We start from the raw sequence: 24,962 nt of genomic DNA on the forward strand, positions 1-24,962 counted from the left end.
GCGCCCGGCGCACCCGAGGGAAGGACACCTGATGCCAGGGCCGATATCGCGTCCTCGCAGACGACTCGCCTGGGGCATCGCCCTGGCGCTGCCCTGCGTGCTGCTCTCCCCCGCCGCCACCGTGGCCCAGAGCCCGCGCGGAGGGGCGGCCGGGCCGTCGGCGCTCGAGTGGCAGCCGTGCCAGGATCCGGCGGAGCCGGACTTCGACTGCGCGACGTTCGAGGTCCCGCTCGACCACGACCGCCCCGCCGGCGAGACCATCGACCTCGCCGTGATCCGGCACAAGGCCACCGATCCGGCCGAACGCATCGGTTCCCTGTTCCTCAACCCCGGTGGACCAGGCGGTTCGGGCACCGCCTCGCTGCCGCTCTGGTACGAACGGTTCTTCCCGGCCGAGCTCCGCGAGCGCTTCGACATCGTCAGCTGGGACCCCCGGGGCGTCGGCCGCAGCACGGCGGCGCGCTGCTTCGACGACGCCGGGGAGGCGACGGCCTGGTGGGAACGGCAGCCGGCCGGGTTCCCGGTGGGGGCCGAGGAGCGGCAGGCCTGGAGCGCCGGGAGGGAGGAACTGGCCCAGGGGTGCGCGGAGCGCGTCCCGGAGCTGCTGCCGTACGTGTCCACGCCGGACACCGCCCGTGACCTGGACCGGTTGCGCGCCGCGGTGGGGGACGAGCAGCTGAACTACTGGGGCCTGTCCTACGGCACCTTCCTCGGTGCCGTGTACGCCAACCTCTTCCCCGGCAGGGCGGGCGGTCTGCTGCTGGACGGGAACGTGGACCCGGTCGGTTACGCGGGCGGCGCCATGGACATCGAGGCGGAGCAGACGACCTCACTGCGGATGGGCTCGGACCTGGGCTCGGCCGACACCTTCGAGCAGTTCCTGGAGCTGTGCGGCCGGGCACCGGCGTCCGGCTGCGCCTTCACCGCAGGCGACCCCGAGGCCACCCGGAGCAAACTGACCACCCTGCTGGAGCGGCTCCGGCAGAAGCCGGTCGGTGAGTGGACCTATGCGAGGACCGTGGAGTCCTTGTGGTCCTTCCTGTACTTCGTCCACCCGGGCTGGACCGACGCCGCCGCCCTGCTGCAGAAGCTGTGGCAGGGGGAGGCGCCGCCCGTCCCCGGGCTCCCGGAGCTGCTGCCCTACCCCGGGTTCGAGCAGCAGCCCGCGGTCGTCTGCTCCGAAAGCCCCAACCCCCGCACCCTGGAGCGCTACGCCGAACTCGACGCCTTCGGCGCGGCACGCGCCGGGGACCTCGGCCGCCGCTGGGTGTGGGACTACGAGTGGTGCGGCCACTGGCCCGCCACCGCGGCCCACCGCTACACCGGACCCTGGGACCGGCCCACCGCCCACCCCGTCCTGGTCGTCAACCCGACCTACGATCCGGCCACTTCCTACCAGGCGGCCGAGGCCATGACCGGCGCCCTGGCCGACGCCCGCCTGCTGACCCTGGAGGGCTACGGTCACACGGCCCTGCTCAACCCCAGTACCTGCGTCAACGAGCACGCCGTGCGTTACTTCACCACCGGCGCCCTGCCGCCCGAGGGCGCGGTCTGCACCCAGGACACCGCCCCCTTCACCCCGGTCGGGCCGACCGGGGGGATCGCGGCAGGAGGCGGCGGACTCGCCGGCGCGCCGCACCCACGCTGACGCAGGTCCTGCTTCGCCGGGCTCCGGACGACGGGGCGCCGACGGCGGTACGCCCGTATCGGCGGGGGACTGCGGGACGAACCAGGCACTCCCGAAGGGTCCGCCCGGCTTGCGGAGTGCGCGTCGGCCTGCGCCGTCCCTCCCGGATCCGCCCTGTCGGTCCACGCCCTCCGGGCGGAATCCGGCCGGATCACCACGACAACACCTCGACCATGAACACGAATTACACACATCCCCTCTACATACCGTGCTCGATGGTCTAGATTGACCGTGCTTCAGCTGTTCGAACACGAGGCGACCGTTAATGATCCATAGGTCCGGCGCTACGGAAAGCCAGCAGTCGCGTCCCCGGCAGCACCCGCGGGGATGATCAAGTTTTCTGGAGCCTGACGGGCCCGGATGCGGGGAGCATCCGAGGTTCCAGGGGGTTCCACGCACCTCGGATGTCCGGCGGCACAGGCATGTCCGTGGCCGCCGGGACGGGGTGTCCGAGCACCTCCGAAAGAGCCGGAAGGTCAGGTGCGGGAGGCGGGGGCCTTCCCGTGGGGGCGAGGAACGGCGCGGCGCGGGGGGCGGGGGTCTCCCGGGCGGAGGAACAGTGTAGGGCGCATACGCGAGTCACTGGACCTGGGGGGTTCTGTGCGGCAAGGGGGAGCGTTAAGCCCGTTCCCGTCGGCGCGCGAGCGTCTGGCGGGCGGGGGGATCAGCCGGCCCGTGGTCGACTGGGAGCAGCGGTACCGCCGTACCGTGATCACCGGCGACACCGTGGCCACGGCCGTCGTGGTGGCGTCGATCGGCAACTTCTTCGGCGCGCGGGACGCGGCCGACTGGCACGAGAAATGGGGCATTCTCGCCTTCGGCACCTGGCTGCTGGTGCTGGGGGCGCTCGCGGTGAGCCGGTCGTGGGCACCGGCCGTACTCGGGCAGGGCGCCGAGGAGTTCCGCCGGCTCGGCCGCTCGCTGTTCATGGCGACCGTCGTGCTGGCGCTGGGCGGGATCGCCCTCACCTCACGCAACATCAAGCTCTGGATCTTCGTGGCGGTCCCCGCGATCGCGGTCGTCACCATGACCGAGCGGTATCTGCTGCGCCTGTGGCTGCACCGGCAGCGCAAGGAGGGACGCTGCCTGAGACCGGTGCTCGCCGCCGGGAGCCCGGTGACCGTGCGCGACCTGATCTCCCGGACCCGCAAGTTCCCGCACCTCGGCTGGCGGGTGGACGCGGTGTGCACGACGCACGGTGCCGCGCCGGAGGGTGACCGGCTCGACGGCGTACCGGTCGTCGGCCGGCTGGCGGACGTCGCGGACCACCTCCACCGTGACGGCTACCGTGTCGTCGCGGTCACCCCCGACCCGCACTGGTCACCGCAGCGGCTGCAACGGCTGGCCTGGAGCCTCGAGGGCAGCGACACCGAGATGGTGGTGGCCCCGGTGCTGATGGAGGTGGCCGGTCCGCGGCTGCACATCGACGCGGTGCTCGGCATTCCGCTGCTGCGGGTCAGCATGCCGGCCTTCTCCGGGGGCCGCCGGGCGGTCAAGGGGGTGGTCGACCGGCTGGGCGCGGCGGCCCTGCTGCTGCTGTTCGCGCCGCTGATGGTGCTGGTCGGGCTGCTGGTGGTGGCGGACAGCCGGGGCGGGGCGTTCTACCGCCAGCGCAGGGTCGGCAAGGACGGCCGCGAGTTCACCATCTGGAAGTTCCGCACCATGGTCGCCGGGGCCGACCGGGCGCGGGACGCGCTGGCCGACCGCAACGAGGGTGCGGGACTGCTGTTCAAGATCCGCCGGGATCCGCGGGTGACCCGGGTGGGAGCCGTGCTGCGCCGCTATTCGCTCGACGAACTCCCGCAGCTTTTCAACGTACTCACCGGATCGATGTCGCTCGTCGGCCCGCGGCCCCCGTTGCCGGAGGAGTCGGCGGCCTACGGCCCGGACATCCGGCGGCGGCTGCTGGTCAAGCCCGGACTCACCGGCCTGTGGCAGATCAGCGGACGCAGTGACCTGTCGTGGGAGGAGGCGGTCCGCCTCGACCTGCGGTACGTGGAGGACTGGTCGCTCGCCCTGGACACGGTGATCCTGTGGAAGACGCTGCGTGCGGTGCTCCACGGGCAGGGGGCCTACTGATGCGCGGCCGCCGTGGACCGGCCGGCGCGCGGACCGCAGGCCGTGAGGGCCTGCCTGGGGGGAGGAACAGGACATGAGAGTCAGCGTGTTCGGGCTCGGCTACGTGGGCTGTGTGTCGGCCGCGTGCCTGGCCGCCACGGGACACCGGGTCGTCGGGGTGGACGTGAACCCGGTGAAGGTCGACCTGGTCAACGACGGCAAGGCCCCGGTGGTGGAGGAACGGATCGGCGAGCTCGTCGCCGAGGGGGTGCGGAGCGGGGCGTTACGCGCCACCGGTGACGTCCGCGAGGCGATCGGGGACAGCGAGGTCTCGCTGATCTGTGTGGGTACGCCGTCGGAGCCCAACGGCAGCCTGTGCACCACCTATCTGGAGCGGGTGACGGAGGAGATCGGCGCCGCGCTCGCCGAGCGGGGCGGGCGCCACACCGTGGTGTTCCGCAGCACCATGCTCCCGGGCACCTGCCTGAACCTGCTGCTGCCGATCCTGGAGAAGCACGTCGGCGGCACGGCCGGGGTGGACATCGGGGTCGCGGTCAACCCGGAGTTCCTGCGCGAGGGCACGAGCGTGCGGGACTTCTTCGACCCGCCCAAGACCGTCATCGGCGAACTCGACCCGGCGAGCGGCGACACCGTGGCGGCGCTCTACGACGGGCTGCCCGGCGAGGTGTTCCGGGTGCCGATCCCGACGGCCGAGGCCATCAAGTACGCGGACAACGCCTTCCACGGGCTCAAGATCGGCTTCGCGAACGAACTGGGCGCGGTGTGCCAGGCGCTGGGCGTGGACTCGCACCAGGTGATGGACGTGTTCCTGGCCGACCGCAAGCTGAACATCAGCGCCGCCTATCTGCGGCCCGGCTTCGCCTTCGGCGGCTCCTGCCTGCCCAAGGACCTGCGCAGCCTGGTCCACGCGGCGCAGCGGGCCGATGTGTCGGTGCCCATCCTCGCCCATGTGCTGCCCTCCAACGCCGACCATCTGCAGCGCGCCGTGGAGCTGGTCGAGCGCACCGGGAAGCGCCGGGTGGGCCTGTTCGGGCTGTCCTTCAAACCCGGCACCGACGACCTCCGCGAGAGTCCGCTGGTCGAGCTGGCGGAGCGGCTGTTCGGCAAGGGGTACGACCTCAGGATCCACGACGCCAACGTGAGCCTGTCACGGCTGCTCGGCGCGAACCGCGAGTACATCGAGACCCGGCTGCCGCATCTGGCGCAACTCCTCGCGGACTCCGTCGGGGACGTGCTCGAGCACGCCGAGGTGTGCCTGGTCGGAACCAGGGATCCGGCCGTGCTGTCGGCGCTGCCCCGGGGCAGCGGCGGCCCGGTGATCGTCGACCTCGTCCACCTCCCCGACGCCGAGGCGCGCCGGGCCGAACCGGGGTACGTGGGCCTTGCTTGGTGACAGATCGTCCGGGGACGTGCCGGCCGGTGACACGGCGTCCGGGGCCACGGCCGGCGGCGGCCGGCCGGGCCGGCGCGCGCTGATCCTGGTGGAGAACCTGTCGGTGCCGTTCGACCGGCGGGTGTGGCAGGAGTGCACGACGCTGCGCGACGCGGGCTGGGAGGTGCACGTCATCTGCCCGCGGGGAAGCAAGCGGGACACGGAGCCGGAGGCGGAGATCGACGGGGTGCGGATCCACCGCTACCCGCTGCGCGCGGCCACCGGAGGTCCGGCCGGCTATCTGCGGGAGTACGGATCGGCGCTGTGGCACACGGCCCGGCTGGCCCGCAAGGTCGGCCCGGTCGACGTGGTCCACGCCTGCAACCCGCCCGACCTGCTGTTCCTGCCGGCCCTGTGGCTGAAGCGGCGCGGGGCGCGGTTCGTCTTCGACCAGCACGACCTGGTACCGGAGCTGTACCTCTCCCGGTTCGGCCGCGGCGAGGACCTGCTCTACCGGGCGGTGTGCGCGCTGGAGCGGATGACCTACCGCGCCTCGGACGTCGTGCTCGCCACGAACGAGAGCTACCGGGACGTCGCGGTGCGCCGCGGCGGCCGGCGGCCGCAGGACGTCTTCGTGGTGCGCAGCGCACCCGACACCGGCCGGTTCCGTCCCGTACCGCCCGAGGCGGAGTTGAAGCAGGGCAAGCCCCATCTGCTGTGCTATCTCGGCGTCATGGGCCCGCAGGACGGCGTGGACTACGCGCTGCGCGCACTGGCGAAGCTGCGCGACGAGGTCGGGCGGACCGACTGGCACGCGGTGTTCGTCGGCGGCGGCGACACCTTCGAGGCGATGGTGGAGCTGTCCCGGACGCTCGGGCTCGACGAGCAGGTGCGGTTCACCGGGCGCATCCCGGACGAGGACCTGGTGCGCTACCTCTCCACCGCGGACGTGTGCCTCTCCCCGGACCCGCTCAATCCGCTCAACGACGTGTCGACCATGAACAAGGTCCTGGAGTACATGGTGATGGGCCGGCCGCTCGTCTCGTTCGATCTGAAGGAGGCGCGCGTCTCCGCCGGTGACGCCGCCCTCTACGCTCCCGCCGACGACGAGTCCGAGTTCGCCCGGCTCATCGCGCTGCTGCTGGACGATCCGGAACAGCGGGCCCGGATGGGCAAGATCGGCCAGGAGCGGATCAACGGGCCGCTCGCCTGGCGGAATTCGCAGGCGTCGCTGCTCGCCGCGTACGCCGCCGCCTGCCGCGACCGGCCTGCGGCCCGCGGCCCGCTCCGGGCAGGGAAGAGGCAGCGCCGTTGAGTGACGACACGATACGCCTGGTCACGATCGGGAGGCTGATCCGCGGGCGCCGGCGGCTCCTCACCGTCCTCACGCTGGTGGGCGCGCTCGTCGGCTTCGGCGTCTCCCTGGTGTTCCCGCCGCGGTACACGACATCGGCGTCGGTACTGCTGCCGGGGGCGTGGGAGGACCGCGAACTGCGGACCCAGGTGGAGATCGCGACCAGTTCGGTGGTGGTCGACCGGGTGGCCACCGAGCTCGGCTGGAGCGGGGTGGACGGCGGCGGCCTGCGGGACCGGGTGAGCGCCAGGGCCTCCGACGGGAACATCATCGAGATCTCGGGCACGGCCGACACCCCGGAGCGCGCACAGCAGCTCTCCGACCGGATGGTCGAGCGGTTCGTCGACTTCGCCGCGCGCGTCGTGGGCGACACCGCCGACTCCGAAGCGGCGGCGCGGCCCGAGGAGCTGCGGCAGCTGGTACTGGGGACCAGCCGCCGGATCTCCGAACTGGCCGACGCGGCCGATCCTGGTCGGACCGTGGAGAGCGTGCAGACCCGCACCGAGCTGGCGAAGCTGCGCACCGCGCTGCAGGAGGCGGTCGTCCAGCTGAACCAGGCCGACCCGGCGACGGGCAGGGCCGGCATGGTCGTGATGGGCCCGGCCGCCCGGCCCGACGGCGAGGCACCGCCGACCAGGCCGCAACTCATCGGCGCCGGTGCGCTGTTGTTCTTCCTGCTCACGGTCGTGGGCCATCTCACCGCCGCGCGGGCCGGTCGACGGCCGCGCACCGGAGCGGAGATCGCCGCGGCGCTGGGTTCCGCCCTGCTGGGCACCGTCGACGTACCCGGTGGACCGTCCGGGCGCCGGACGCGGGACGGCGGCCGCCCCCGGGGCCGGATCCGCCGGCTGCTGGGCGCCGATGTGCGGTGGGACGTGCCCTCCCCGCGCGCGTCCGGGGACGAGGCCGGCCGCCGGCTGCGCTACCGGCGGGTGTGCGCCCGTCTGCGGGACCGGCTGCCCGGCGCCCGGCGGCTGCTGGTCGTCGTCCCGGGCGGCGACGAGACCGCCGTCCGGGCCGCCGAGCGGCTCGCCGCCGAGTCCGGGGGCGATCCGCGCCTGCGGGTGGTGGAGGTACCGGTGTCCCGGCCGATGGTGCCGGACCGCGACGACGAGTCCGGCGTCCTGGTCGTGCTCGGCGCGGGCCGCTGGACCGCGGAGGAGCTCGCGGGCGTTTCCGGGGCGTGCGCGGACGCGGGGCACCAGATCGTCGGCGTCGTCCTCGCCGGCCGGGTCCCGGCCGCTCCGGCGCGGCCCGCCGGCCGTGCCCGGGACGACGACGCCGCGCCGGCGCTCACCGCGCGCGGCAACCCGACGGGAGGACCGGCATGACGACGCCCGTGACGCCGGACCCTCCGGCCTCCGCTCCCCTGCTGGACCTCCAGGCGCTGGTGGTGTCGGTGCGCAGGCGACGCCGCCTGTGGGGCTCGACGGCGCTGCTGGGACTGCTCCTCGGCGCGACGGTGGCGGTCCTTCTGCCGCCGCCGCCGACCGCGGTGGCCAAGGTGCTGGTCGCCCACCAGCAGGACCAGCCGAACGACCCCGGCACGCTGATCCGCACCGACGCCGCGCTGCTGCACACCACGCGCATCGCCGGTGCGGCGCTGCGGTCGCTGGAGTCCCCGGAGAAGCCCGAGGACTTCCTGGCGGACTACGAGGGCCGGGGCCTGACCAACAACCTGCTGCAGATCACGGTGACCGGTGACAGCGACGCGCAGGCGGTCGCCCGCGCCGGGGCGCTGGCCGACGCGTTCGTCGCGGACCACGTGCGGCGGATGCGGGAGGCGGCGGACGCCGAGGCCAGGTCCCTGCTCGACCAGCGGGAGCGCCTGCGGGAGGAGTTGGACCAGGTCAACGAGGCGATCGGGGACGAGTCCGACGGGTCACCTCCGCAGGGCGGTGCGCAGGACTCGGCGAGCATGGAGTCGCTCTTCGCCCGCCGGGCCGAACTCACCTCGCGCATCACCGACTTCGGGCAGCGCGCGGCCGAGGCGCGGGTGGGCACGCCCCGGCTCGTCGCCGCCACGCAGATCGTGGACGCGCCGCGCGTGGTGCGGCACTCCCTGCCCGGGACCGCCGGCACCAACGCCGCGATCGGGCTGGTCCTCGGGCTCGCCCTCGGGCTCGCGGTGGCCGCGGTCGCCTCGGTGGTGGCGGACCGCCCCGTGCTGCGCCGGGATGTCGCGGCGAACCTCGGCGCGTCGGTGATCGCGGAACTGCCCCGCCGGCCGGCCCGGCTGTGGCGGCGCCGGCGGAGCCGGGCGGCACGGGCCCGGCTCACCACGTCCCTGGCCCGCACCGTACGCGGGTCCACGGAACCGGTGTCGCTGCTGGAACTGGGCTGCGCGCGCGGGGCGAGCCTGATCGCCCTGGACCTCGCCCGGTTCCTCGCGCGGGAGGAGCCCGTGGTCGTCATCGACGGCCTGCCCGGCTCCCGGCTCTCCGGCCACCGCCGCGAGCCCGGCGATCCGCCCGTGACCGGCACCGAGCAGGCCCACGCCATCCCCGGCACCCTGGCCGGCCCACACCCCGGCGGCGGCCTCCCGGCGCCGGCGGAGCCCGCCGCGGCCGGCGGTGAGCCCGTGCCGGCGGGCGGGCGGCGGCTCGGTGTCGGGTCGGTGGCGCCCGGTACGGCGTGGGCCGACCTGCGGTACCTCGGGACGCGGACCGTGCTCGTGGTGCGGGCCGGGCACGGCAGCGCCGCGTGGCTGCACACCGTGGCACGGCAGCTCGCGGACCTGCGCATCGCGGTGATCGGTGTCGTACTGACCGACCCCGATCCGCGTGACCGGACCGACGGCACGCTGTGGGACGGGCCGCACACCGCGCTCCGCGGCGGGAGCGAGCCCGCGGCCCGGCGGAACGGTGGGGGTACCTCCCACGCCGTCCAGGCAGCGGGGGAGGGCCCCCGGCGGGCGGAACGGCTGCCGACGCCGGCGGCACGGGTCCCGGACAGCGACCAGGAGGCGCGGTAGCACATGTGTGGCATCGCAGGCACTTACCGATGGCCGGACGGCAAGGCCGTCACCGACCGGCTCACCGACACCCTCGCCCACCGCGGACCGGACGGGGCGGGCCGGTACAGCCACGGCGTCGGTGACGGCGAGGTGCACCTCGGGCACCGCCGGCTGGCGATCATCGACCTGTCCGGGACCGGCGCCCAGCCGATGGTCTCGGGCGGCCTCGCCCTGACCTACAACGGCGAGCTGTACAACGCGCCCGAGCTGCGCGCCGAACTGGCGGCCTCGGGCGTGCGCTTCCGCGGCACCTCCGACACGGAGGTGGTGCTGGAGGCCTGGCGGCGCTGGGGCACGGACTGCCTGCCCCGGCTGCGCGGCATGTTCGCGTTCGGGATCTTCGACGAGCGGACCGGTGAGCTGGTGCTCGCCCGCGACCAGCTCGGTGTCAAGCCGCTGTTCCTGCTCCGCCGCGGCGAGGGTCTGGTGTTCGCCTCCGAACTCAAGGCGCTGGCCGCCGTGACCGGCGGGTCACTGGAGGTGGACCACGCGGCCATGGTGGCCTCGCTGCTGTACTACTGGGTGCCGGACTCACGGTGCGCGTTCCGCGAGGCGGAGAAGCTGCCGCCGGGGAGCTGGCTGAGGTGCCGGCCCGACGGCCGGGTGGAGCGCGGCCGTTACTGGCATCTGCGGCAGGTCGCCGCCGAGGCGCGCGAGCGGGCCCTGGCCGGTGAACAGCCCGACATCGCCGCCGTCGTCGAGGAGTCGACCCGGCGCCACCTGCTCTCCGACGTACCCGTGGCGACCTTCCTCTCCGGCGGGCTCGACTCCAGTTACCTGACCGCGCTGGCCGCCCGCGACCGGCCCGGGATCTCCGCGTACACGATCGGGTTCCGCGCCGAGGACGCCCGGTTCGAGGCGATGCCGGACGACCTGCGCTACGCCCGGCAGGTGGCCGAGCGGTTCGGTGTCGACCTGCACGAGATCGAGATCGCCCCGGACGTGCTCGATCTGCTGCCGAGGATGACGTACCACCTGGACGAGCCGATCGGCGACCCGGCCGCGATCAACACCTTCCTGATCTGCTCGGCCGCCCGCGAGGCCGGGGTCAAGGTGATGCTGTCGGGGATGGGCGCCGACGAGCTGTTCGCCGGGTACCGCAAGCACCTGGCCAACACGCTCGCGCTGCGCTACCAGCGCGTCCCGCGGCCGCTGCGGCGCGGGGTGTCCGGCGCCGTGGACCGGCTGCCGGTGGCCACGTCCCGCCGCGGGTTCCGGTCGGTGCGCTTCGCGAAGCGGTTCCTCTCCTTCGCCGAGCTGCCGGAGGAGACCGCGTTCCGGCGCAGCTACACCATGTACGACCGGCAGGAACTGCTCGATCTGGTCGATCCGGACCTGGCCGGAGCGGTGGAGGACGTGCTGACCGAGCACGCGGACGTCTACGAGGACAACGAGCTCGACGACTTCGTCAACCGGATGTGCCTGGGCGACGCCCGGATGTTCCTGCCGGGCCTGAATCTCGCGTACACGGACCGCTCCAGCATGGCCGCGTCGACCGAGGTACGGGTGCCGTACGTGGACGTCGAGGTGGTGAAGGCGGCGTTCGCGGTGCCCGGTGACCGCAAGATCGTCCGGCGGCAGGGCAAGGCCGTCCTCAAGGAGGCGGCCCTCTCGGTCCTGCCCCGGGAGATCGTCCACCGGCCCAAGGGTCTGTTCAGCGCCCCGCTGCGGGCCTGGATGAGCCGGGATCTGGCCCCGCTGGTGCGCGAGGTGGTCAACGACGGCGAACTGGTCCGTTCCGGGTTCCTGCGCCGCGACGCGCTCCAGCGGCTCGTCGCCATGGACGCCGCCGGACAGCAGGACTTCTCCAAGCATCTGTGGCACGTGCTGACCCTCGAGTACTGGTACCGCGGCGCGACCTCCGGGTCCGGCCAGAGCTCACCGACGGCGTAGAGAAACAAGAGGACTTCGGGTGAAACAGGTCGTACAGAACTACAAGAGCGGCGAACTGGCCCTGCTCGACGTGCCGGTGCCGGGGTGCAAGCCGGGCGGTGTGCTGGTCCGCAGCTCCTATTCGCTGATCTCCACCGGGACCGAGCTGATGAAGGTGTCCGAGGCCGGCATGTCGATGCTGGGCAAGGCGCGTTCCCGGCCGGACCAGGTGGCGAAGGTGGTGCAGAGCGTGGCCGTCAACGGGGTCCCCGCCACCTACCGCAAGGTGATGGGCAAGCTGGACTCCTACACGCCGCTGGGCTATTCGCTGTGCGGGGTGGTCGAGCAGGTCGGCGCCGGGATCGACGACGTGGCGGTCGGTGACCTGGTGGCCTGCGCGGGCAACGAGCACGCGCTGCACGCCGAGCTGAACTGGGTGCCGAAGAACCTCTACGCCCCGGTGCCGGAGGGCCTGGCGCCGCAGCACGCGTCCTTCGGCACCGTCGGGTCGATCGCGATGCAGGGCGTCCGCCGCGGCGAGCCGCAGCTCGGTGATGTGGCGCTGGTCATCGGCCTCGGGCTGATCGGGCAGCTGGTGGTGCAGCTGCTGGACGCCTCGGGTGTCCGGGTCGTCGGGGCCGACCCCGACCCGGTGCGCTGCGAGCTGGCCGAGCGGCTGGGCGCGACGGCCTGCGGTGATCCGGCCTCCCCCGCGGTGGAGCAGGCCGTCGCCGAACTCACCGGCGGCCGGGGGGTGGACCAGGTGTATCTGGCCGCCGGCGGTGACAGCAACCAGCCCGTCGAGCTGGCCGCCCGGCTGTGCCGGGACCGCGGGCGGGTGATCGACATCGGCAAGTGCCGGCTGGACCTGCCGTGGAACGCGTACTACGAGAAGGAGCTCGACGTCCGGTTCTCCCGGTCGTACGGCCCCGGGCGGTACGACCCGGAGTACGAACTGGAGGGCCGGGACTACCCGATCGGCTATGTGCGCTGGACCGAGCGGCGCAATCTGGCGTGCTTCCTGGATCTGGTCGCCCGGGGCCGTGTCGACGTGGAGCCCCTGGTCTCCCACACGGCCGACTTCGACGACGCCGTGGAGACGTACCGGAGCATGAAGGACGGCGGTCTGAAGGCCGTGGCCGTGCTGTTCCGGTACCCGGAGCAGGAGGCCGGGGCGGCCCGGGCGCCCGCGGTGACCGTGCCCGCCGTGCGGCACGGCGCGAAGCCGTCCGCCCCGGTCCGGGCCGCCAGGAAGCCGGTGCGGCTCGCGTTCGTCGGCGCGGGCAACTACGCGACGTCGATGCTGCTGCCGCACCTGGCACAGCGCGAGGGCGTCGAGCTGTCCACGGTCGTCACCACGACGGCGCTGTCCGCGGCCAACGCGCAGCGGAAGTTCGGCTTCGCCGGGGCGACCACCGACCTCGACGCCGTGCTCGGCGATCCGGCCGTCGACGCGGTGTTCGTGGTCACCCGCCACAGCTCGCACGCCGAACTGACCCGGCGGGCGCTGCTGGCCGGCAAGGCGGTCTTCGTGGAGAAGCCGCTGGCGCTCACCGAGGACGAGCTGGCCGGTGTGCTCGCGGCGGTGGAGGAGTCCGGCAACGACCGGCTCCAGGTGGGCTTCAACCGCCGGTTCGCCCCGCTGCTGCGGGAGGCCGGGGAACGGTTCGGCCCGCGGACCGGTCCGGGACACGTCCGCTACCTGGTCAACGCGGGCCGCCTCGACCACGGCAGCTGGTACCTCCGCCAGGGCACCGAGGGCTCCCGTTTCGCGGGCGAGGGCGGGCACTTCATCGACACCGCGAGCTGGCTGCTGAGGGCCGATCCGGTCTCGGTGTACGCGCTCACCACACCCGGCGACGAGGACCTCCAGGTCGTCCTGCGCTACCCGGACGGGTCCACCGCCACCATCGGCTACGTCACCACAGGCCCGGCCGGCTTCCCCAAGGAGACCCTGGACCTGGTCGCGGACGGCCGGGCGCTGCGCCTGGACGACTTCGTCCGTGCCTCGGTGTACGACGGGCGCAAGCGGTGGGTCAGTTCGCGGCTGCCGAAGGCCCGGGACAAGGGCCAGTCCGCCGAACTGGCCGCGTTCGTCAGGGCCGTGCGGACCGGCGGGCCGATGCCCGTGCCGCTGGAGTCGCTGGCCGCCACCACCGCGGCCACCCTCGCCGTGCGGGCCGCGCTGGCCGGGGGCGTGCCCGTGACGCTGACGGGGACGCGATGACCGTGAGCTCGGGGAGTCCGGGCTGGTACCTGCGCCGGCTCTCCCGGATGGGACCGCGGGAGGTCGGCGGCCGGGTCGGCGACACGGTGCGCAGGCGGCGGTGGCGGTCGGTGCCGCCGCCGGACTGCCCGGTCGTGACCGGCGCCCGGTTCACCGCCGTGCTGCCCCCGGGGACGCTCGCCGCGGTGCCCCCGGACGCCGCGAAGCGACTCGTCGCCGAGGCGGACCGGCTGATGGCCGGGCACGGCGGGTTCTTCGGGGTGGAGCGCGACGACCTGACCGACCCGGACTGGTGGTACGACCCGAAGACCGGGCGCCGGGCCCCGGGCGGCTACGCCTTCGACGTGCCCTACCGGGACGAGGACGCGGTCGGGGACATCAAGCAGATCTGGGAGCCCTCCCGGCACCAGTACCTGACCGTGCTCGCCGCCGCCTACGCGGTCACCGGGGACGAGCGGTACGCCGAGCGGGTGGCAGGGCATCTGCGGTCCTGGTGGGCGGTGAACGGGCCGCTGCGCGGGGTGCACTGGACCAGCGGCATCGAGCTGGGGATCCGGCTGCTGTCCTGGGTGTGGATCCGCCGGCTGCTCGACGGCTGGCCCGGCGCGGCCCCGCTGTTCGAGGACAACCCGGTGGCGCTGCACCAGATCTGGCACCACCAGCGCTGGCTGGCCGCCTTTCCCAGCCGGGGGTCCTCGGCGAACAACCACGTCGTCGCCGAGGCCGCCGGGCAGGTGGCCGCGGCCTGCGCCTTCGGGTGGTTCCCCGCCTCGGCGCGCTGGCGGGCCGAGGCGCTGCGGACGCTGGAGCGGCAACTGCGGCACAACACCTTCGGCTCCGGCCTCAACCGCGAGCTGGCCACCGAGTACCACGGACTGGTGCTGGAGCTGGGCCTGGCCGCGGTGGCCGAGGCGGACGCCGCGGGTGTGGCGGTTCCCGCGCCGGTCCGGCTGGTGCTGCTGCGGATGACCGACGCGCTCGCGGCCGTCGTGGACCACCGGCTGCGCCCACCGCGCCAGGGGGACGCGGACGACGGACACGGCCTGGTCGTGGACGGCGCGGGCACCGACCGCTGGGGCTCGCTGCTGTCCACCGGTGACGCCGTGTTCGGCCGGCTCACCTGGTGGCCGGAGGTGACCGGCACGGATGTGCGCACCCCGCTGCTGGCCGCGCTCATCCGGCCCGGAGCCGCTCCGGCGTTCGCCGCCGATGCCCCGGGGCCCGGCTCACACCCCGGCCTCGCGACAGCCCTGAACGCATGGCTCCGCCCGACATCCCAAACACCTCCCCACCCCACAGCCACCCCGGACAGCCGCCCCCGCCCGGCACCCGGCACACTCCCCCGCCTCACGAACACCCTCGGCGGATGGCTCCGCCCGGCGTCCGGCAGAGGTCCCCGCCCCACGGCGCCTCCGGACGGACGGTTCCGCGGCACGGCCGGCGAGGCCGCCCGCCGGGGGCGGGCGCCGGATGCCGCCGTGGCCGGCCTCCGGGCGGGCGGCGGGACACTGCGCGCGGGCCCCGCCGTCCGCGCGGCGTCCCGCCCGGCGAGCCGGCCGGCCCACTTCGCGGACGCGGGGCTCACCGTGCTGCGCGGCCCGGGGGGCATCTGGTGCCGCTGCGACGGCGGTCCGCACGGGTTCCTGTCCATCGCCGCGCACGCGCACGCCGACGCGCTGTCCGTGGAGGTCCGGCACGACGGGGTGGACGTGCTCGCCGATCCGGGGACGTACTGCTACCACGGGCAGCCCGAGTGGCGGCGGTACTTCCGCTCGACCCTCGGCCACAACACCCTGCAACTGGACGGCGGTGACCAGTCCGTCTCCGGCGGCCCGTTCCTGTGGACCCGGCACGCCCGCAGCCGTGTCCTGACCGTGGACACCTCCGACGAGGGGGTGTCCCGCTGGTGCGCCGAGCACGACGGCTACCGGCCGTCCGTACACCGCCGCACGGTCGAACTGAGCCATACCCGACGTGAGCTGAGGGTGACCGACGAGGTGAGCGGTCCGCGCCGGGCCGTGCGCCTGGCGTTCCACCTGGGCCCGGCGATCACCGCGGACCTGGTGGGCGGCCGTGCGGTGCTCACCTGGACCCGGGACGGCGAGGACCGCTCCGCGGAGCTGGACCTGCCCGGCCGGTTGTCCTGGCGGGCACACCGCGGCGAGAGCGATCCGCCGCTCGGCTGGTACTCCCCCGGCTTCGGCCGCAAGGAACCCGCCACGACCCTGGTCGGCACCGGCTTCACCGACGGTGCCCGGACCTTCACCGACGGTGCGGCGGGCTTCACCACCGTGCTCGGGTTCCAGAGCTGAGAGGAGGAGAGCAGGTGGGGAGCATGTGGCGGCGCCGGGCGTTACCGCTGGCGGTGGTCCTGCTGGCGGCGACCGGCTGTGAGAGGACGACGGACGCGCGGCCGGAGCCGACCGCGTCACCGTCCACGCCCGTCGCCCGGGTGTGCGACGATCCCGCGGCCGGTCCGGCCAGGGCGCCGGCGGGCGCGGTGACGGTCGATCCCGCCGTCACCGGCGACCTGGCCGCGAAGACCAGGAACAGCCCCCCGCGCACCACGTTCTGGCTCCGGCCGGGCCGGCACACGCTCGCTCCCGACCGCTACGCCCAGGTCGTCCCCAAGGAGGGCAACAGCTACCTCGGCGCGCCGGGCGCGGTGCTCGACGGCCGGAAGACCAACCAGTACGCGTTCGGCGGCGCCGCTCCCGACGTCAGCGTCCGCCATCTGACCGTGCAGGGTTTCGTCGCGCCGCACGACGAGGGCGTGGTCAACCACGACTCGGCCGACGGGTGGGTGATCGAGCACACGACCATCCAGAACAACTCCGGCGCCGGTCTGATGGCCGGTGCCCGGCAACAGGTCCGCGCCAACTGCCTGCGTGGCAACGGCCAGTACGGCATGAACGCGTACAAGGGCGGCGGCGGGATCAGGGGTCTCGTGGTCGAGGGCAACGAGATCACGGGCAACAACACCGGCGACTGGGAGCGGCGGCGGCCGGGCTGCGGCTGCACCGGGGGCGTCAAGTTCTGGGCCGTGGACGGCGCGGACGTCCGGGGCAACTGGGTGCACCACAACCGGGGAACGGGGTTGTGGGCGGACACCAACAACAACGACTTCCGCATCGAGCGCAACGTGATCGAGGCCAACGACGGCGCCGCGCTGATCTACGAGACCAGTTACAACGCGGTCATCCGCGAGAACACGATCCGGCGGAACAACTGGGTCGAGGGCCGCAAGTACGCCGACCGCGGCGACAGCTTCCCCTTCGCGACCGTCTACCTCTCCGAGTCCGGTGGCGAGCCGCGGGTGCGGGCCCGTACGGACAGGATCGAGATCTACCGCAACGTGCTGGAGAACAACTGGTCCGGCATCACCCTGTGGGAGAACGCCGACCGGTTCTGCAACAGCCCCGCCAACACCTCGTCCGGCGACTGCACGCTGCTGGTGGAGGACACCGACCGCTGCGCGCGGCCGGGGATCGCCACCGCCCCGCTCTACGACGACTGCCGGTGGAGGACCCAGCGGGTGGACATCCACGACAACCGCTTCGTCCTGGACAAGTCCGTCGTCGACTGCGTGGTGAAGTGCGACCGCATGGCGGTGCTGGCCAACTACGGCACCTACCCTGAGTGGTCGCCGTACCAGGGTGAGCGGGTGGCGGAGGCGATCACCCTCGGGCAGGACAACCGATGGCACGACAACGTCTACGTCGGGCCGTGGAAGTTCGTCGCCCACGACCCCAGCCGGGTGCTCGACCCCGGGCAGTGGCAGGGGGCGCCGTACCAGCAGGACGAGGGCAGCACCTTCCGCGCACGGGACGGTGGTTGAGATGGGTACGGACCGCACGCCGAAGATCGTCGGGACGGCCTGGGGGCTGCTGGTCCTCAATACGCTCGGCTCCACCGGGGCGGAGACCATCGTCCCGCTGCCCCGTTCCCTCATCCAGTCGGTCACCATGGGCGCGCTGGTCGCCGCGTTCGCGCTGGCGCTCGCGGTCAACTCCCGGCCGCGCGTGCGGCCGAGTGCCTTCCTGTTCCTGCTGACGCTGCTGCTGGTGCCGAGCGTGCTCTCCAGCGCGGGCCTGGAGTCCGGGTTCGGGGCGCTGTTCCGCTGCGCCCGGCTGGCTCTCTTCGTCGGCACGCTGTGGCTGCTCAGCCGCTGGTGGGACGGCGGCCCGGCGTTCGTGCGGCACCACATCCGGATGTACTTCATGGTGCTCTGTTCGGTGGCCGCCGGACTGGTCGTCGCACCGGGTACCGCGCTGCCCGAGCTGTACGGCGGGCGGCTGGTCGGCGCGTTGTGGCCGCTCACCCCGCCACAGATCGGACAGTACGCCGCGGTGATCACCGGGCTCTCCGTGCTGCTCGTGCTGGGCCGCCGCACCGACCGGCGCGGCGCGGCCCTGGTCGCCGGGCCGGCCCTGGTGCTGCTCGCGCTGACCCATACCCGTACGGCGACGCTCGGTCTGATCGCCGGGCTGACGGTGGCGATCGGCTCGCTGGTGCTGACCAGCGCCGCCGCCCGCCGGTTCTTCGGCTGGGCGGTGCTGTGCGCGGCCGTGGCGGCGGTGGGGTTCGGCTCCGCGCTGCAGGCGTGGTTCCTGCGCGGACAGAGCCAGGAGAACTTCACCAGTCTCACCGGCCGGGCCAAGGTCTGGGACGCCCTGCTCGCGGCACCGCGGACGGCGTCGGAGCGATTGTTCGGCGTGGGTCTGGGCGACAAGTCGTTCGGCGGGCTGCCGATCGACAACAGCTGGCTGGCGGTCTACCACGAGCAGGGGACGGCCGGTGTGGTGCTGGTGGCGGCGATGATCATCGTGCTGGGCGGTGTCGCGCTGCTGCGGCCGCCGTCTCTGTCGAGGGCCTGCGCGCTCTTCCTGATCAGCTACTGCGCGATCGCCTCGTACACCGAGGCCGGGCTGGGCGACGCCTCGCCGTATCTGCTGCATCTGGCCGTGGCCGCGTCGCTGCTGGCGGCTCCCGCCGCCGGCACCGACCGGCCGGCGTCCGGCGAGGCCACCGCTCTCCCGGCGCCCGGCGTCCCCCGACGGCGCGTCCCCCGGTGGGCCCGGACGACGGAGGTGACCTGAGCATGCGGGTCCTCGTGGTGCACAACCGCTACCGCTCGGAGCAGCCGAGCGGGGAGAACACGGTCGTCGACCGGGAGGTGGCGCTGTTGCGCGGGGCCGGCCACCGGGTCGGGTTGTTCGAGCGGCGCAGCGACGACATCGCCGGCCGCTCCTTGCTCGGCAAGGCCGCGGTGCCGCTCCTGGTGCCGTGGAACCCGGCGGTCCGCAGGGAGCTCGCCGCGCGGCTGCGGGACGAACGGCCGGACGTGGTGCACATCCACAACGTCTTCCCGCTGCTGTCGCCGGCGGTGCTGGCCGCCTGCGCCGACGCCGGGGTGCCCGCCGTCGCCACGCTGCACAACTACTCGCAGGTCTGTCCGCCCGGCACGCTGCAGCGGGACGGCCGGCCGTGCACCGAGTGCGTGGGGGCGTCACCGCTGCCCGCCGTCCGGCACGGCTGCTACCGGAACTCCCGGCCGGCGACGGTGCCGCTCGCGGTCGGCCTGTCGCTCAACCGGCGGCGCTGGTGGAGCGGTGTGGCGCGGTTCTTCTGCATCTCCGCGGCGCAGCGCGACATCCTGGTGGCGGCCGGGATGCCGGCCGGACGGCTGGCGGTGAAGCACAACTTCGTGCCCGAGCCGGAGATCCGCAGGGCGGGCGACGGCGAGCATCTGCTCTGTCTCGGCCGTCTCGCGGAGGCCAAGGGCGTACGGCTGCTGATGGCCGCGTGGGACGAGATCGCCGCCGGCGGCGGGGTGGGCGTGCCGCTCGTGATCGCCGGCGCGGGACCGATGGAGCGGGAGGTGGCCGCCTGGGCGGCGGGCCGGGACGACGTGCGGTACGGCGGCCTGTACGACCGGGCGCAGTGCCTGCGGGCCGTCGCGCGGTCGGTCGCCGTGGTGGCTCCCTCCACGTGGCGGGAGACGTTCGGCCTGGTGGTCGCGGAGGCGATGGCGGCCGGGGTGCCGGCCGTCGCCGCCGGTCACGGCGCCTTCACCGAACTCGTCGAGGACGGCGGGACCGGGCTGCTGCACCGGCCGGACGACGTCGGCTCGCTCATCTCCTGTCTGCGCCGGATCACGGCCGGGCCGGGCCCGGCCCGGGAGATGGGCGAGGCGGCCCGGCGCCGGTACGAACGGGGTTTCAGCCCGGCCGTCGGGCTGGAGCGTCTGGAGGAGGGGTACCGCACCGCGATCGCGGGGCGGTCCGGCGGCGGGGACGGCCCGCCGCCGGGGGACGGACACACGGGCTCGCGGCGGGGGCGCCCGCGCGAGCGGGATGGGGGAAACAGATGACACGATGCCGACTCTGCGGCTCGGCGGCGCTGGAGAGCGTCGTCGACCTGGGGGCGACTCCGCCGTGCGAGAGTTTCCTCGCCGCGGATCAACTGGACCTGCCGGAACCGGCGTACCCGCTGCACCTGCGGGTGTGCACCGACTGCTGGCTCGCGCAGATCCCGCCGCTGATCACGCCGGAGGAGACGTTCACGCAGTACGCGTACTTCTCGTCCTACTCGACCTCCTGGGTGGAGCACGCGCGCGCCTTCGTCACCGGCGCCGAAGAGCGGCTGGGTCTCGGGGCCGGCTCCTTCGTGGTCGAGGTCGCGAGCAACGACGGCTATCTGCTGCGGCATGTGGTGGACCGCGGGATCCGCTGCCTCGGCATCGAGCCGTCGGTGAACGTCGGCGCCGCGGCGCGTGACGCGGGGGTGCCCACGCACACGGCGTTCCTGGACCCGGACACCGGTTCCGCCGTCCGCGACCGGCACGGCCCGGCGGACCTGGTCGTGGCCAACAACGTGTACGCGCACATCCCCGACGTGGCCGGGTTCACCCGCGGCCTGCGCGCCCTGGTCGCCGACGACGGCTGGGTCTCCGTCGAGGTGCAGCACCTGCTGACCCTGATCGAGGAGAACCAGTACGACACGATCTACCACGAGCACTTCCAGTACTACACGGTCGCGTCCGCCATCCGGGCGCTGGCGAGCGGCGGACTCACGCTGGTGGACGTCGAGTCGCTGCCCACGCACGGCGGCTCCGTCCGGCTGTGGGCCCGGCCGGCCGAGGTGGCGGGCGAACCGTCCCGCCGGGTGGCCGAGGTGCTGGACCGGGAGAAGGCCGCGGGGCTCCAGGAACTGTCCGGGTACACCGAGTTCTCCGCCCGGGTGGCCAAGGTGCGCCGGGACCTGCTGCGGTTCCTGATCGAGGCGGCCGAGCGCGGCGAGACGGTCGCCGGCTACGGCGCCCCGGGCAAGGGCAACACCCTGCTCAACCACTGCGGCGTCCGGCCCGACCTGCTCGCGTACACGGTCGACCGCAACCCCTACAAGCACGGCAGGTTCACCCCGGGGACCCGCATCCCGATCCTGCCGCCCGAGCGGATCGCGGAGGACCGGCCGGACTACGTCCTCGTCCTCCCGTGGAACCTGCGCGCCGAACTGACCGAGCAGTTGTCCTACGTGCACGAGTGGGGCGGCCGGCTGGTCTTCCCCATACCGGAACTCAGCATTGTCGAGGTCGAGCGATGAAGGTCGTACTGTTCTGCGGCGGTTACGGGCTGCGGATGCGCAACGGGACCTCCGACGACGTGCCCAAGCCGATGGCGATGGTCGGCCCGCGCCCGCTGATCTGGCACGTCATGCGCTACTACGCCTACTACGGGCACACCGAGTTCATCCTCTGCCTCGGGTACGGGGCGCACCACATCAAGGACTTCTTCCTCCACTACGAGGAGACCACGTCCAACGACTTCGTCCTGCGCGGCGGACGCACGGAGTTGCTCTCCACCGACATCGCGGACTGGACGATCACGTTCGCGCAGACCGGCGTCGAGTCGCCGATCGGGGAGCGGCTGCGCCGGGTGCGCGAGCATCTGGACGGCGACGAGATGTTCCTCGCCAACTACGCGGACGTGCTCACCGACGCCCCGCTGCCGGAGATGATCGACCGGTTCGCCCGGCGCGACGCCGGCGCGTCGATGATGGTGGTGCCGCCGCAGTCGTCGTTCCACTGCGTCGACCTGGGCGAGGACGGTCTGGTGGGCGGCATCACCCCGGTGAGCGAACTGCCGCTGTGGGAGAACGGCGGCTACTTCGTCCTCCGCCAGGAGGTCTTCGACCACATCCCCGAGGGCGGGGACCTGGTCGCCGACGGGTGTGCCCAACTGGCCAAGCGGGGCCGGCTGGTGGCGCACCGGCACCGCGGCTTCTGGAAGCCGACCGACACGGTGAAGGAGCGGGCCGCGCTCGACGAGGCCTACGCCCGGGGGGACCGCCCCTGGGCCGTGTGGGAGCGGGGCGGCGCGGCGGCGAAGGCCGGGGTGAGGACCGCGTGATCCGGCTCGGCGCCGGGCGCCTGGAGCGGATCGTCGCGGTGGGCGCGCACTGCGACGACATCGCCATCGGTGCCGGCGGCACCCTGCTGACGCTGTGCCTCGCGCAACCCGGCGTCCGCGTCGACGCGCTGGTGCTCTCCGGCGGTGGCGGCGAGCGGGAACAGGAGGAACGGGCCGCGCTCGCCGCCTTCTGCCCGGGTGCCGACCTGCGGCCGACCGTGCTCAAGCTGCCGGACGGCCGGATCCCGGCGCACTGGGAGGAGGCCAAGACCGCGGTCGAGGAGCTGCGCGCACGGACCGAGCCCGACCTCGTCCTGGCCCCGCGCACCGGGGACGCCCACCAGGACCACCGCGCATCGGCGAAGCTGATGACCACCGCGTTCCGCGACCACCTCGTGCTGGGCTACGAGATCGTCAAGTGGGACGGTGATCTCGGCCGTCCGGTGGCGTACCAGCCGCTGTCGCCGGACGTCGCGGAGCGCAAGGTTCGGCTGCTGCAGGAGCACTACCCCTCGCAGCGGCACCGGCCCTGGTACGACCGGGAGGCCTTCCTCGGGCTGGCCCGGATCCGCGGCATCGAATGCCACGCGCGCTACGCCGAGGCGTTCGCCGTCACCAAACTCACTCTCGACCTGGGGGATTGAACCGTGCGTGTACTGCTGACCGGACACCAGGGCTATCTGGGCACCGTGATGGCCCCGGTCCTCGCCGCCGCCGGACACGAGGTCGTCGGCCTGGACGCCGGCCTGTTCGCCGACTGCGTCCTGGGCCCGGCCCCGGCCGACCCGCCGGGGCACCGGGTGGACCTGCGGGACATCACGGCCGAACACGTGGCCGGTGTGGACGCCGTGATCCATCTGGCCGCCCTGTCCAACGACCCGCTGGGATCGCTGGCGCCGCAACTCACCTACGACATCAACCACCACGCGTCGGTGCGGCTGGCGGAACTGGCGCGCGACGCGGGGGTCCAGCGGTTCCTGTACGCGTCGACCTGCTCGGTCTACGGTGCCGCCGGCGGTGACGAACTCGTCGGCGAGGACGCGCCGCTGCGTCCGGTGACGCCGTACGCGGAGTCCAAGGTGCGGGTGGAGGACGACCTGCGCACGCTGGCCGACGGCGACTTCAGCCCGGTGTACATGCGCAACGCCACCGCGTTCGGATTCTCGCCCCGGCTGCGCGCCGACATCGTGCTGAACAACCTGGTGGGGCACGCCCTTCTGTCCGGCGAGGTCCTGGTGCTCTCCGACGGCACGCCCTGGCGTCCGCTGGTGCACGCCGCCGACATCGCCCGCGCCTTCACCGCCGCGCTGACCGCGCCCCGGGTGGCGGTGCACGACCGGGCGTTCAACATCGGCAGCGAGACCAACAACGTCACCGTCGCGGAGATCGCCGGGCAGGTCGCCGAGGCGGTGTCCGGCTCGGAGGTGGTGATCACCGGGGAGACCGGCGCCGATCCGCGCTCCTACCGGGTGGACTTCTCGCGGTTCCGGGCCGCGATACCCGGCTTCGACTGCGAGTGGACGGTGAAGCGGGGCGCGCTCGAACTCGCCGATGCCTACCGGGAACACGGCCTGACCCGGGAGGACTTCGAGCAGCGCTTCACCCGCCTCGCCGTGCTGCGCGCGGCCACCGGCTCGAGGGCCGTCGACGACACCCTGCGGTGGCGCGGATGACGTCGGCCGGCGCGGAGATGCACGCGCTGGTGGAGCGGCTGTACCCGCTGTGCCGGAGCATCACCGGCGACGGTGTGCGCGCCACCCTGGACATCGTCGGCGAGTACCTCCCGCTGCGGGTGCACGAGGTGCCGACCGGAACGCAGGTGCTCGACTGGACGGTGCCGCAGGAGTGGAACGTCCGGGACGCGTACATCGCCGACGCCTCCGGCCGGCGGGTCGTCGACTTCGCCGCGTCCAGTCTGCATGTGCTCGGCTACAGCGTGCCGGTGTCGGCGACCATGCCGCTGGCCGAGCTGCGCCCGCATCTGCACACCCTGCCGGACCACCCGGCCTGGGTGCCGTACCGCACCAGCTACTACACGCCGGAGTGGGGTTTCTGCCTGGCCCAGGAGACGCTGGACGCCCTGCCGGACGGCGAGTACGAGGTGCGGATCGACTCCACGCTCGCCGACGGCCACCTCACCTACGCCGAGCACGTGGTCCCCGGCCGGGTCCCCGACGAGGTGATCGTCTCCTGCCATGTCTGCCACCCGTCGCTGGCCAACGACAACCTGGCCGGCATCGCGGTGGCCGTCTTCCTGGCCCGGGCACTGGCGGAGCGGCAGCCGCACTACACCTACCGGTTCATCTTCGCCCCCGGCACCATCGGCGCGATCACCTGGCTGGCCCGCAACGCGGAGCGGGTGGCGCGGGTCAGGCACGGCCTGGTGCTGGCCTGCGCGGGTGACCGGGGCCAACTGACCTACAAGCGGAGCAGGCGCGGCGACGCGGAGATCGACCGGGCCCTGGGGCACGTACTGACCGCTTCCGGACGCCCGCACCACATCACCGACTTCACCCCGTACGGCTACGACGAACGGCAGTACTGCTCCCCCGGTTTCGACCTCGGCGTGGGCTCCCTCAGCCGGACCCCGTACGCCGGGTACCCCGAGTACCACACCTCGGCGGACAACCCGGACTTCGTCACCCCGGAGGCGATGGCGGACACCCTCGCCGTCTGCCGCGAGGCGTTCGCCCTGCTCGACCGCAACCGGCGGTACGTCAACCTCAGCCCGTACGGCGAACCGCAGCTGGGCCGGCGCGGGCTCTACGACTCGCTCGGGGGCCGCAGCGACGCCAAGGAGGCCCAGATGGCGATGCTCTGGGTGCTGAGTCTCTCCGACGGGGAGCACAGTCTGCTGGACGTCGCCGAGCGGTCCGGACTGCCGTTCGACACCGTCGCCGACGCGGCCGAGGCCCTGCACGGCGCCGGGCTGCTCAAGGCGTGA

General features: G+C 73.4%; 17 protein-coding genes. All 17 read left to right on the plus strand.

What is annotated here, in order from left to right; translation table 11 throughout:
* Positions 1-31 precede the first annotated feature (31 nt).
* The 17 genes from HTV45_RS23770 to HTV45_RS23855 all read left to right on the plus strand — a co-directional run bounded on the left by HTV45_RS23770 (position 32) and on the right by HTV45_RS23855 (position 24,962).
* The gene (locus HTV45_RS23770) at positions 32-1,648 is read left to right on the plus strand and encodes an alpha/beta hydrolase (RefSeq protein WP_215207888.1); all 1,617 of its coding nucleotides are present in this window, start codon (positions 32-34) and stop codon (positions 1,646-1,648) included.
* Between the two features lie 639 nt (positions 1,649-2,287).
* Positions 2,288-3,766, plus strand: a complete 1,479-nt coding sequence (locus tag HTV45_RS23775; protein ID WP_215207889.1) for a sugar transferase — start codon at positions 2,288-2,290, stop codon at positions 3,764-3,766.
* A gap of 73 nt (positions 3,767-3,839) precedes the next feature.
* Entirely contained in the window at positions 3,840-5,159 is a 1,320-nt protein-coding gene (locus tag HTV45_RS23780; protein ID WP_215207890.1) for a nucleotide sugar dehydrogenase, read from the plus strand.
* Between the two features lie 16 nt (positions 5,160-5,175).
* Positions 5,176-6,453: a glycosyltransferase family 4 protein gene (locus tag HTV45_RS23785; protein WP_215207891.1), complete on the plus strand. Its 1,278-nt coding sequence runs from the start codon at positions 5,176-5,178 to the stop codon at positions 6,451-6,453.
* Positions 6,450-7,823, plus strand: coding sequence for a polysaccharide biosynthesis protein (locus HTV45_RS23790; protein WP_215207892.1), 1,374 nt, complete (start codon positions 6,450-6,452; stop codon positions 7,821-7,823). The genes HTV45_RS23785 and HTV45_RS23790 overlap by 4 nt, the downstream gene beginning before the upstream one ends.
* On the plus strand, positions 7,820-9,466 hold the full coding sequence (locus HTV45_RS23795; protein ID WP_215207893.1) for a Wzz/FepE/Etk N-terminal domain-containing protein: 1,647 nt from the start codon (positions 7,820-7,822) through the stop codon (positions 9,464-9,466). The genes HTV45_RS23790 and HTV45_RS23795 overlap by 4 nt, the downstream gene beginning before the upstream one ends.
* A gap of 3 nt (positions 9,467-9,469) precedes the next feature.
* On the plus strand, positions 9,470-11,401 hold the full coding sequence (asnB, locus tag HTV45_RS23800) for an asparagine synthase (glutamine-hydrolyzing) (protein ID WP_215207894.1): 1,932 nt from the start codon (positions 9,470-9,472) through the stop codon (positions 11,399-11,401).
* A gap of 19 nt (positions 11,402-11,420) precedes the next feature.
* The gene (locus HTV45_RS23805; RefSeq protein WP_215207895.1) at positions 11,421-13,607 is read left to right on the plus strand and encodes a bi-domain-containing oxidoreductase; all 2,187 of its coding nucleotides are present in this window, start codon (positions 11,421-11,423) and stop codon (positions 13,605-13,607) included.
* Positions 13,604-15,919, plus strand: coding sequence for an alginate lyase family protein (locus tag HTV45_RS34475; protein WP_251692615.1), 2,316 nt, complete (start codon positions 13,604-13,606; stop codon positions 15,917-15,919). The genes HTV45_RS23805 and HTV45_RS34475 overlap by 4 nt, the downstream gene beginning before the upstream one ends.
* A gap of 23 nt (positions 15,920-15,942) precedes the next feature.
* Positions 15,943-17,445 (plus strand): right-handed parallel beta-helix repeat-containing protein, encoded by a 1,503-nt coding sequence (locus HTV45_RS23820; RefSeq protein ID WP_215207928.1) that lies wholly within the window; start codon positions 15,943-15,945, stop codon positions 17,443-17,445.
* A 1-nt stretch (position 17,446) separates the two neighbouring features.
* A complete protein-coding gene (locus HTV45_RS23825; protein ID WP_215207896.1) occupies positions 17,447-18,706 on the plus strand; it encodes an O-antigen ligase domain-containing protein in 1,260 nt (419 codons plus the stop codon).
* Positions 18,707-18,708: 2 nt separating this feature from the next.
* A complete protein-coding gene (locus tag HTV45_RS23830) occupies positions 18,709-19,980 on the plus strand; it encodes a glycosyltransferase (RefSeq protein WP_215207897.1) in 1,272 nt (423 codons plus the stop codon).
* Positions 19,977-21,212, plus strand: coding sequence for a class I SAM-dependent methyltransferase (locus tag HTV45_RS23835; RefSeq protein ID WP_215207898.1), 1,236 nt, complete (start codon positions 19,977-19,979; stop codon positions 21,210-21,212). Before HTV45_RS23830 ends, HTV45_RS23835 begins: the two co-directional genes overlap by 4 nt.
* The gene (locus tag HTV45_RS23840; RefSeq protein ID WP_215207899.1) at positions 21,209-22,018 is read left to right on the plus strand and encodes a sugar phosphate nucleotidyltransferase; all 810 of its coding nucleotides are present in this window, start codon (positions 21,209-21,211) and stop codon (positions 22,016-22,018) included. Before HTV45_RS23835 ends, HTV45_RS23840 begins: the two co-directional genes overlap by 4 nt.
* Positions 22,015-22,662 (plus strand): PIG-L deacetylase family protein, encoded by a 648-nt coding sequence (locus HTV45_RS23845; RefSeq protein WP_215207900.1) that lies wholly within the window; start codon positions 22,015-22,017, stop codon positions 22,660-22,662. Before HTV45_RS23840 ends, HTV45_RS23845 begins: the two co-directional genes overlap by 4 nt.
* A gap of 3 nt (positions 22,663-22,665) precedes the next feature.
* Positions 22,666-23,691, plus strand: a complete 1,026-nt coding sequence (locus tag HTV45_RS23850) for an NAD(P)-dependent oxidoreductase (protein ID WP_215207901.1) — start codon at positions 22,666-22,668, stop codon at positions 23,689-23,691.
* A complete protein-coding gene (locus HTV45_RS23855; RefSeq protein ID WP_215207902.1) occupies positions 23,688-24,962 on the plus strand; it encodes a DUF4910 domain-containing protein in 1,275 nt (424 codons plus the stop codon). The genes HTV45_RS23850 and HTV45_RS23855 overlap by 4 nt, the downstream gene beginning before the upstream one ends.

Origin of the sequence: Streptomyces sp. CHD11, assembly GCF_018638295.1 — a bacterium.
In the GTDB taxonomy this organism is placed as follows: Bacteria; Actinomycetota; Actinomycetes; order Streptomycetales; family Streptomycetaceae; genus Streptomyces.

Coding starts and splice junctions, on each gene's coding strand:
- HTV45_RS23835 (WP_215207898.1), top strand. CDS start 19,977: ATGACACGATGCCGACTCTGCGGCTCGGCGGCGCTGGAGAGCGTCGTC.
- HTV45_RS23825 (WP_215207896.1), top strand. CDS start 17,447: ATGGGTACGGACCGCACGCCGAAGATCGTCGGGACGGCCTGGGGGCTG.
- HTV45_RS23770 (WP_215207888.1), top strand. CDS start 32: ATGCCAGGGCCGATATCGCGTCCTCGCAGACGACTCGCCTGGGGCATC.
- HTV45_RS23820 (WP_215207928.1), top strand. CDS start 15,943: ATGTGGCGGCGCCGGGCGTTACCGCTGGCGGTGGTCCTGCTGGCGGCG.
- asnB (WP_215207894.1), top strand. CDS start 9,470: ATGTGTGGCATCGCAGGCACTTACCGATGGCCGGACGGCAAGGCCGTC.
- HTV45_RS23795 (WP_215207893.1), top strand. CDS start 7,820: ATGACGACGCCCGTGACGCCGGACCCTCCGGCCTCCGCTCCCCTGCTG.
- HTV45_RS23855 (WP_215207902.1), top strand. CDS start 23,688: ATGACGTCGGCCGGCGCGGAGATGCACGCGCTGGTGGAGCGGCTGTAC.
- HTV45_RS34475 (WP_251692615.1), top strand. CDS start 13,604: ATGACCGTGAGCTCGGGGAGTCCGGGCTGGTACCTGCGCCGGCTCTCC.
- HTV45_RS23780 (WP_215207890.1), top strand. CDS start 3,840: ATGAGAGTCAGCGTGTTCGGGCTCGGCTACGTGGGCTGTGTGTCGGCC.
- HTV45_RS23830 (WP_215207897.1), top strand. CDS start 18,709: ATGCGGGTCCTCGTGGTGCACAACCGCTACCGCTCGGAGCAGCCGAGC.
- HTV45_RS23840 (WP_215207899.1), top strand. CDS start 21,209: ATGAAGGTCGTACTGTTCTGCGGCGGTTACGGGCTGCGGATGCGCAAC.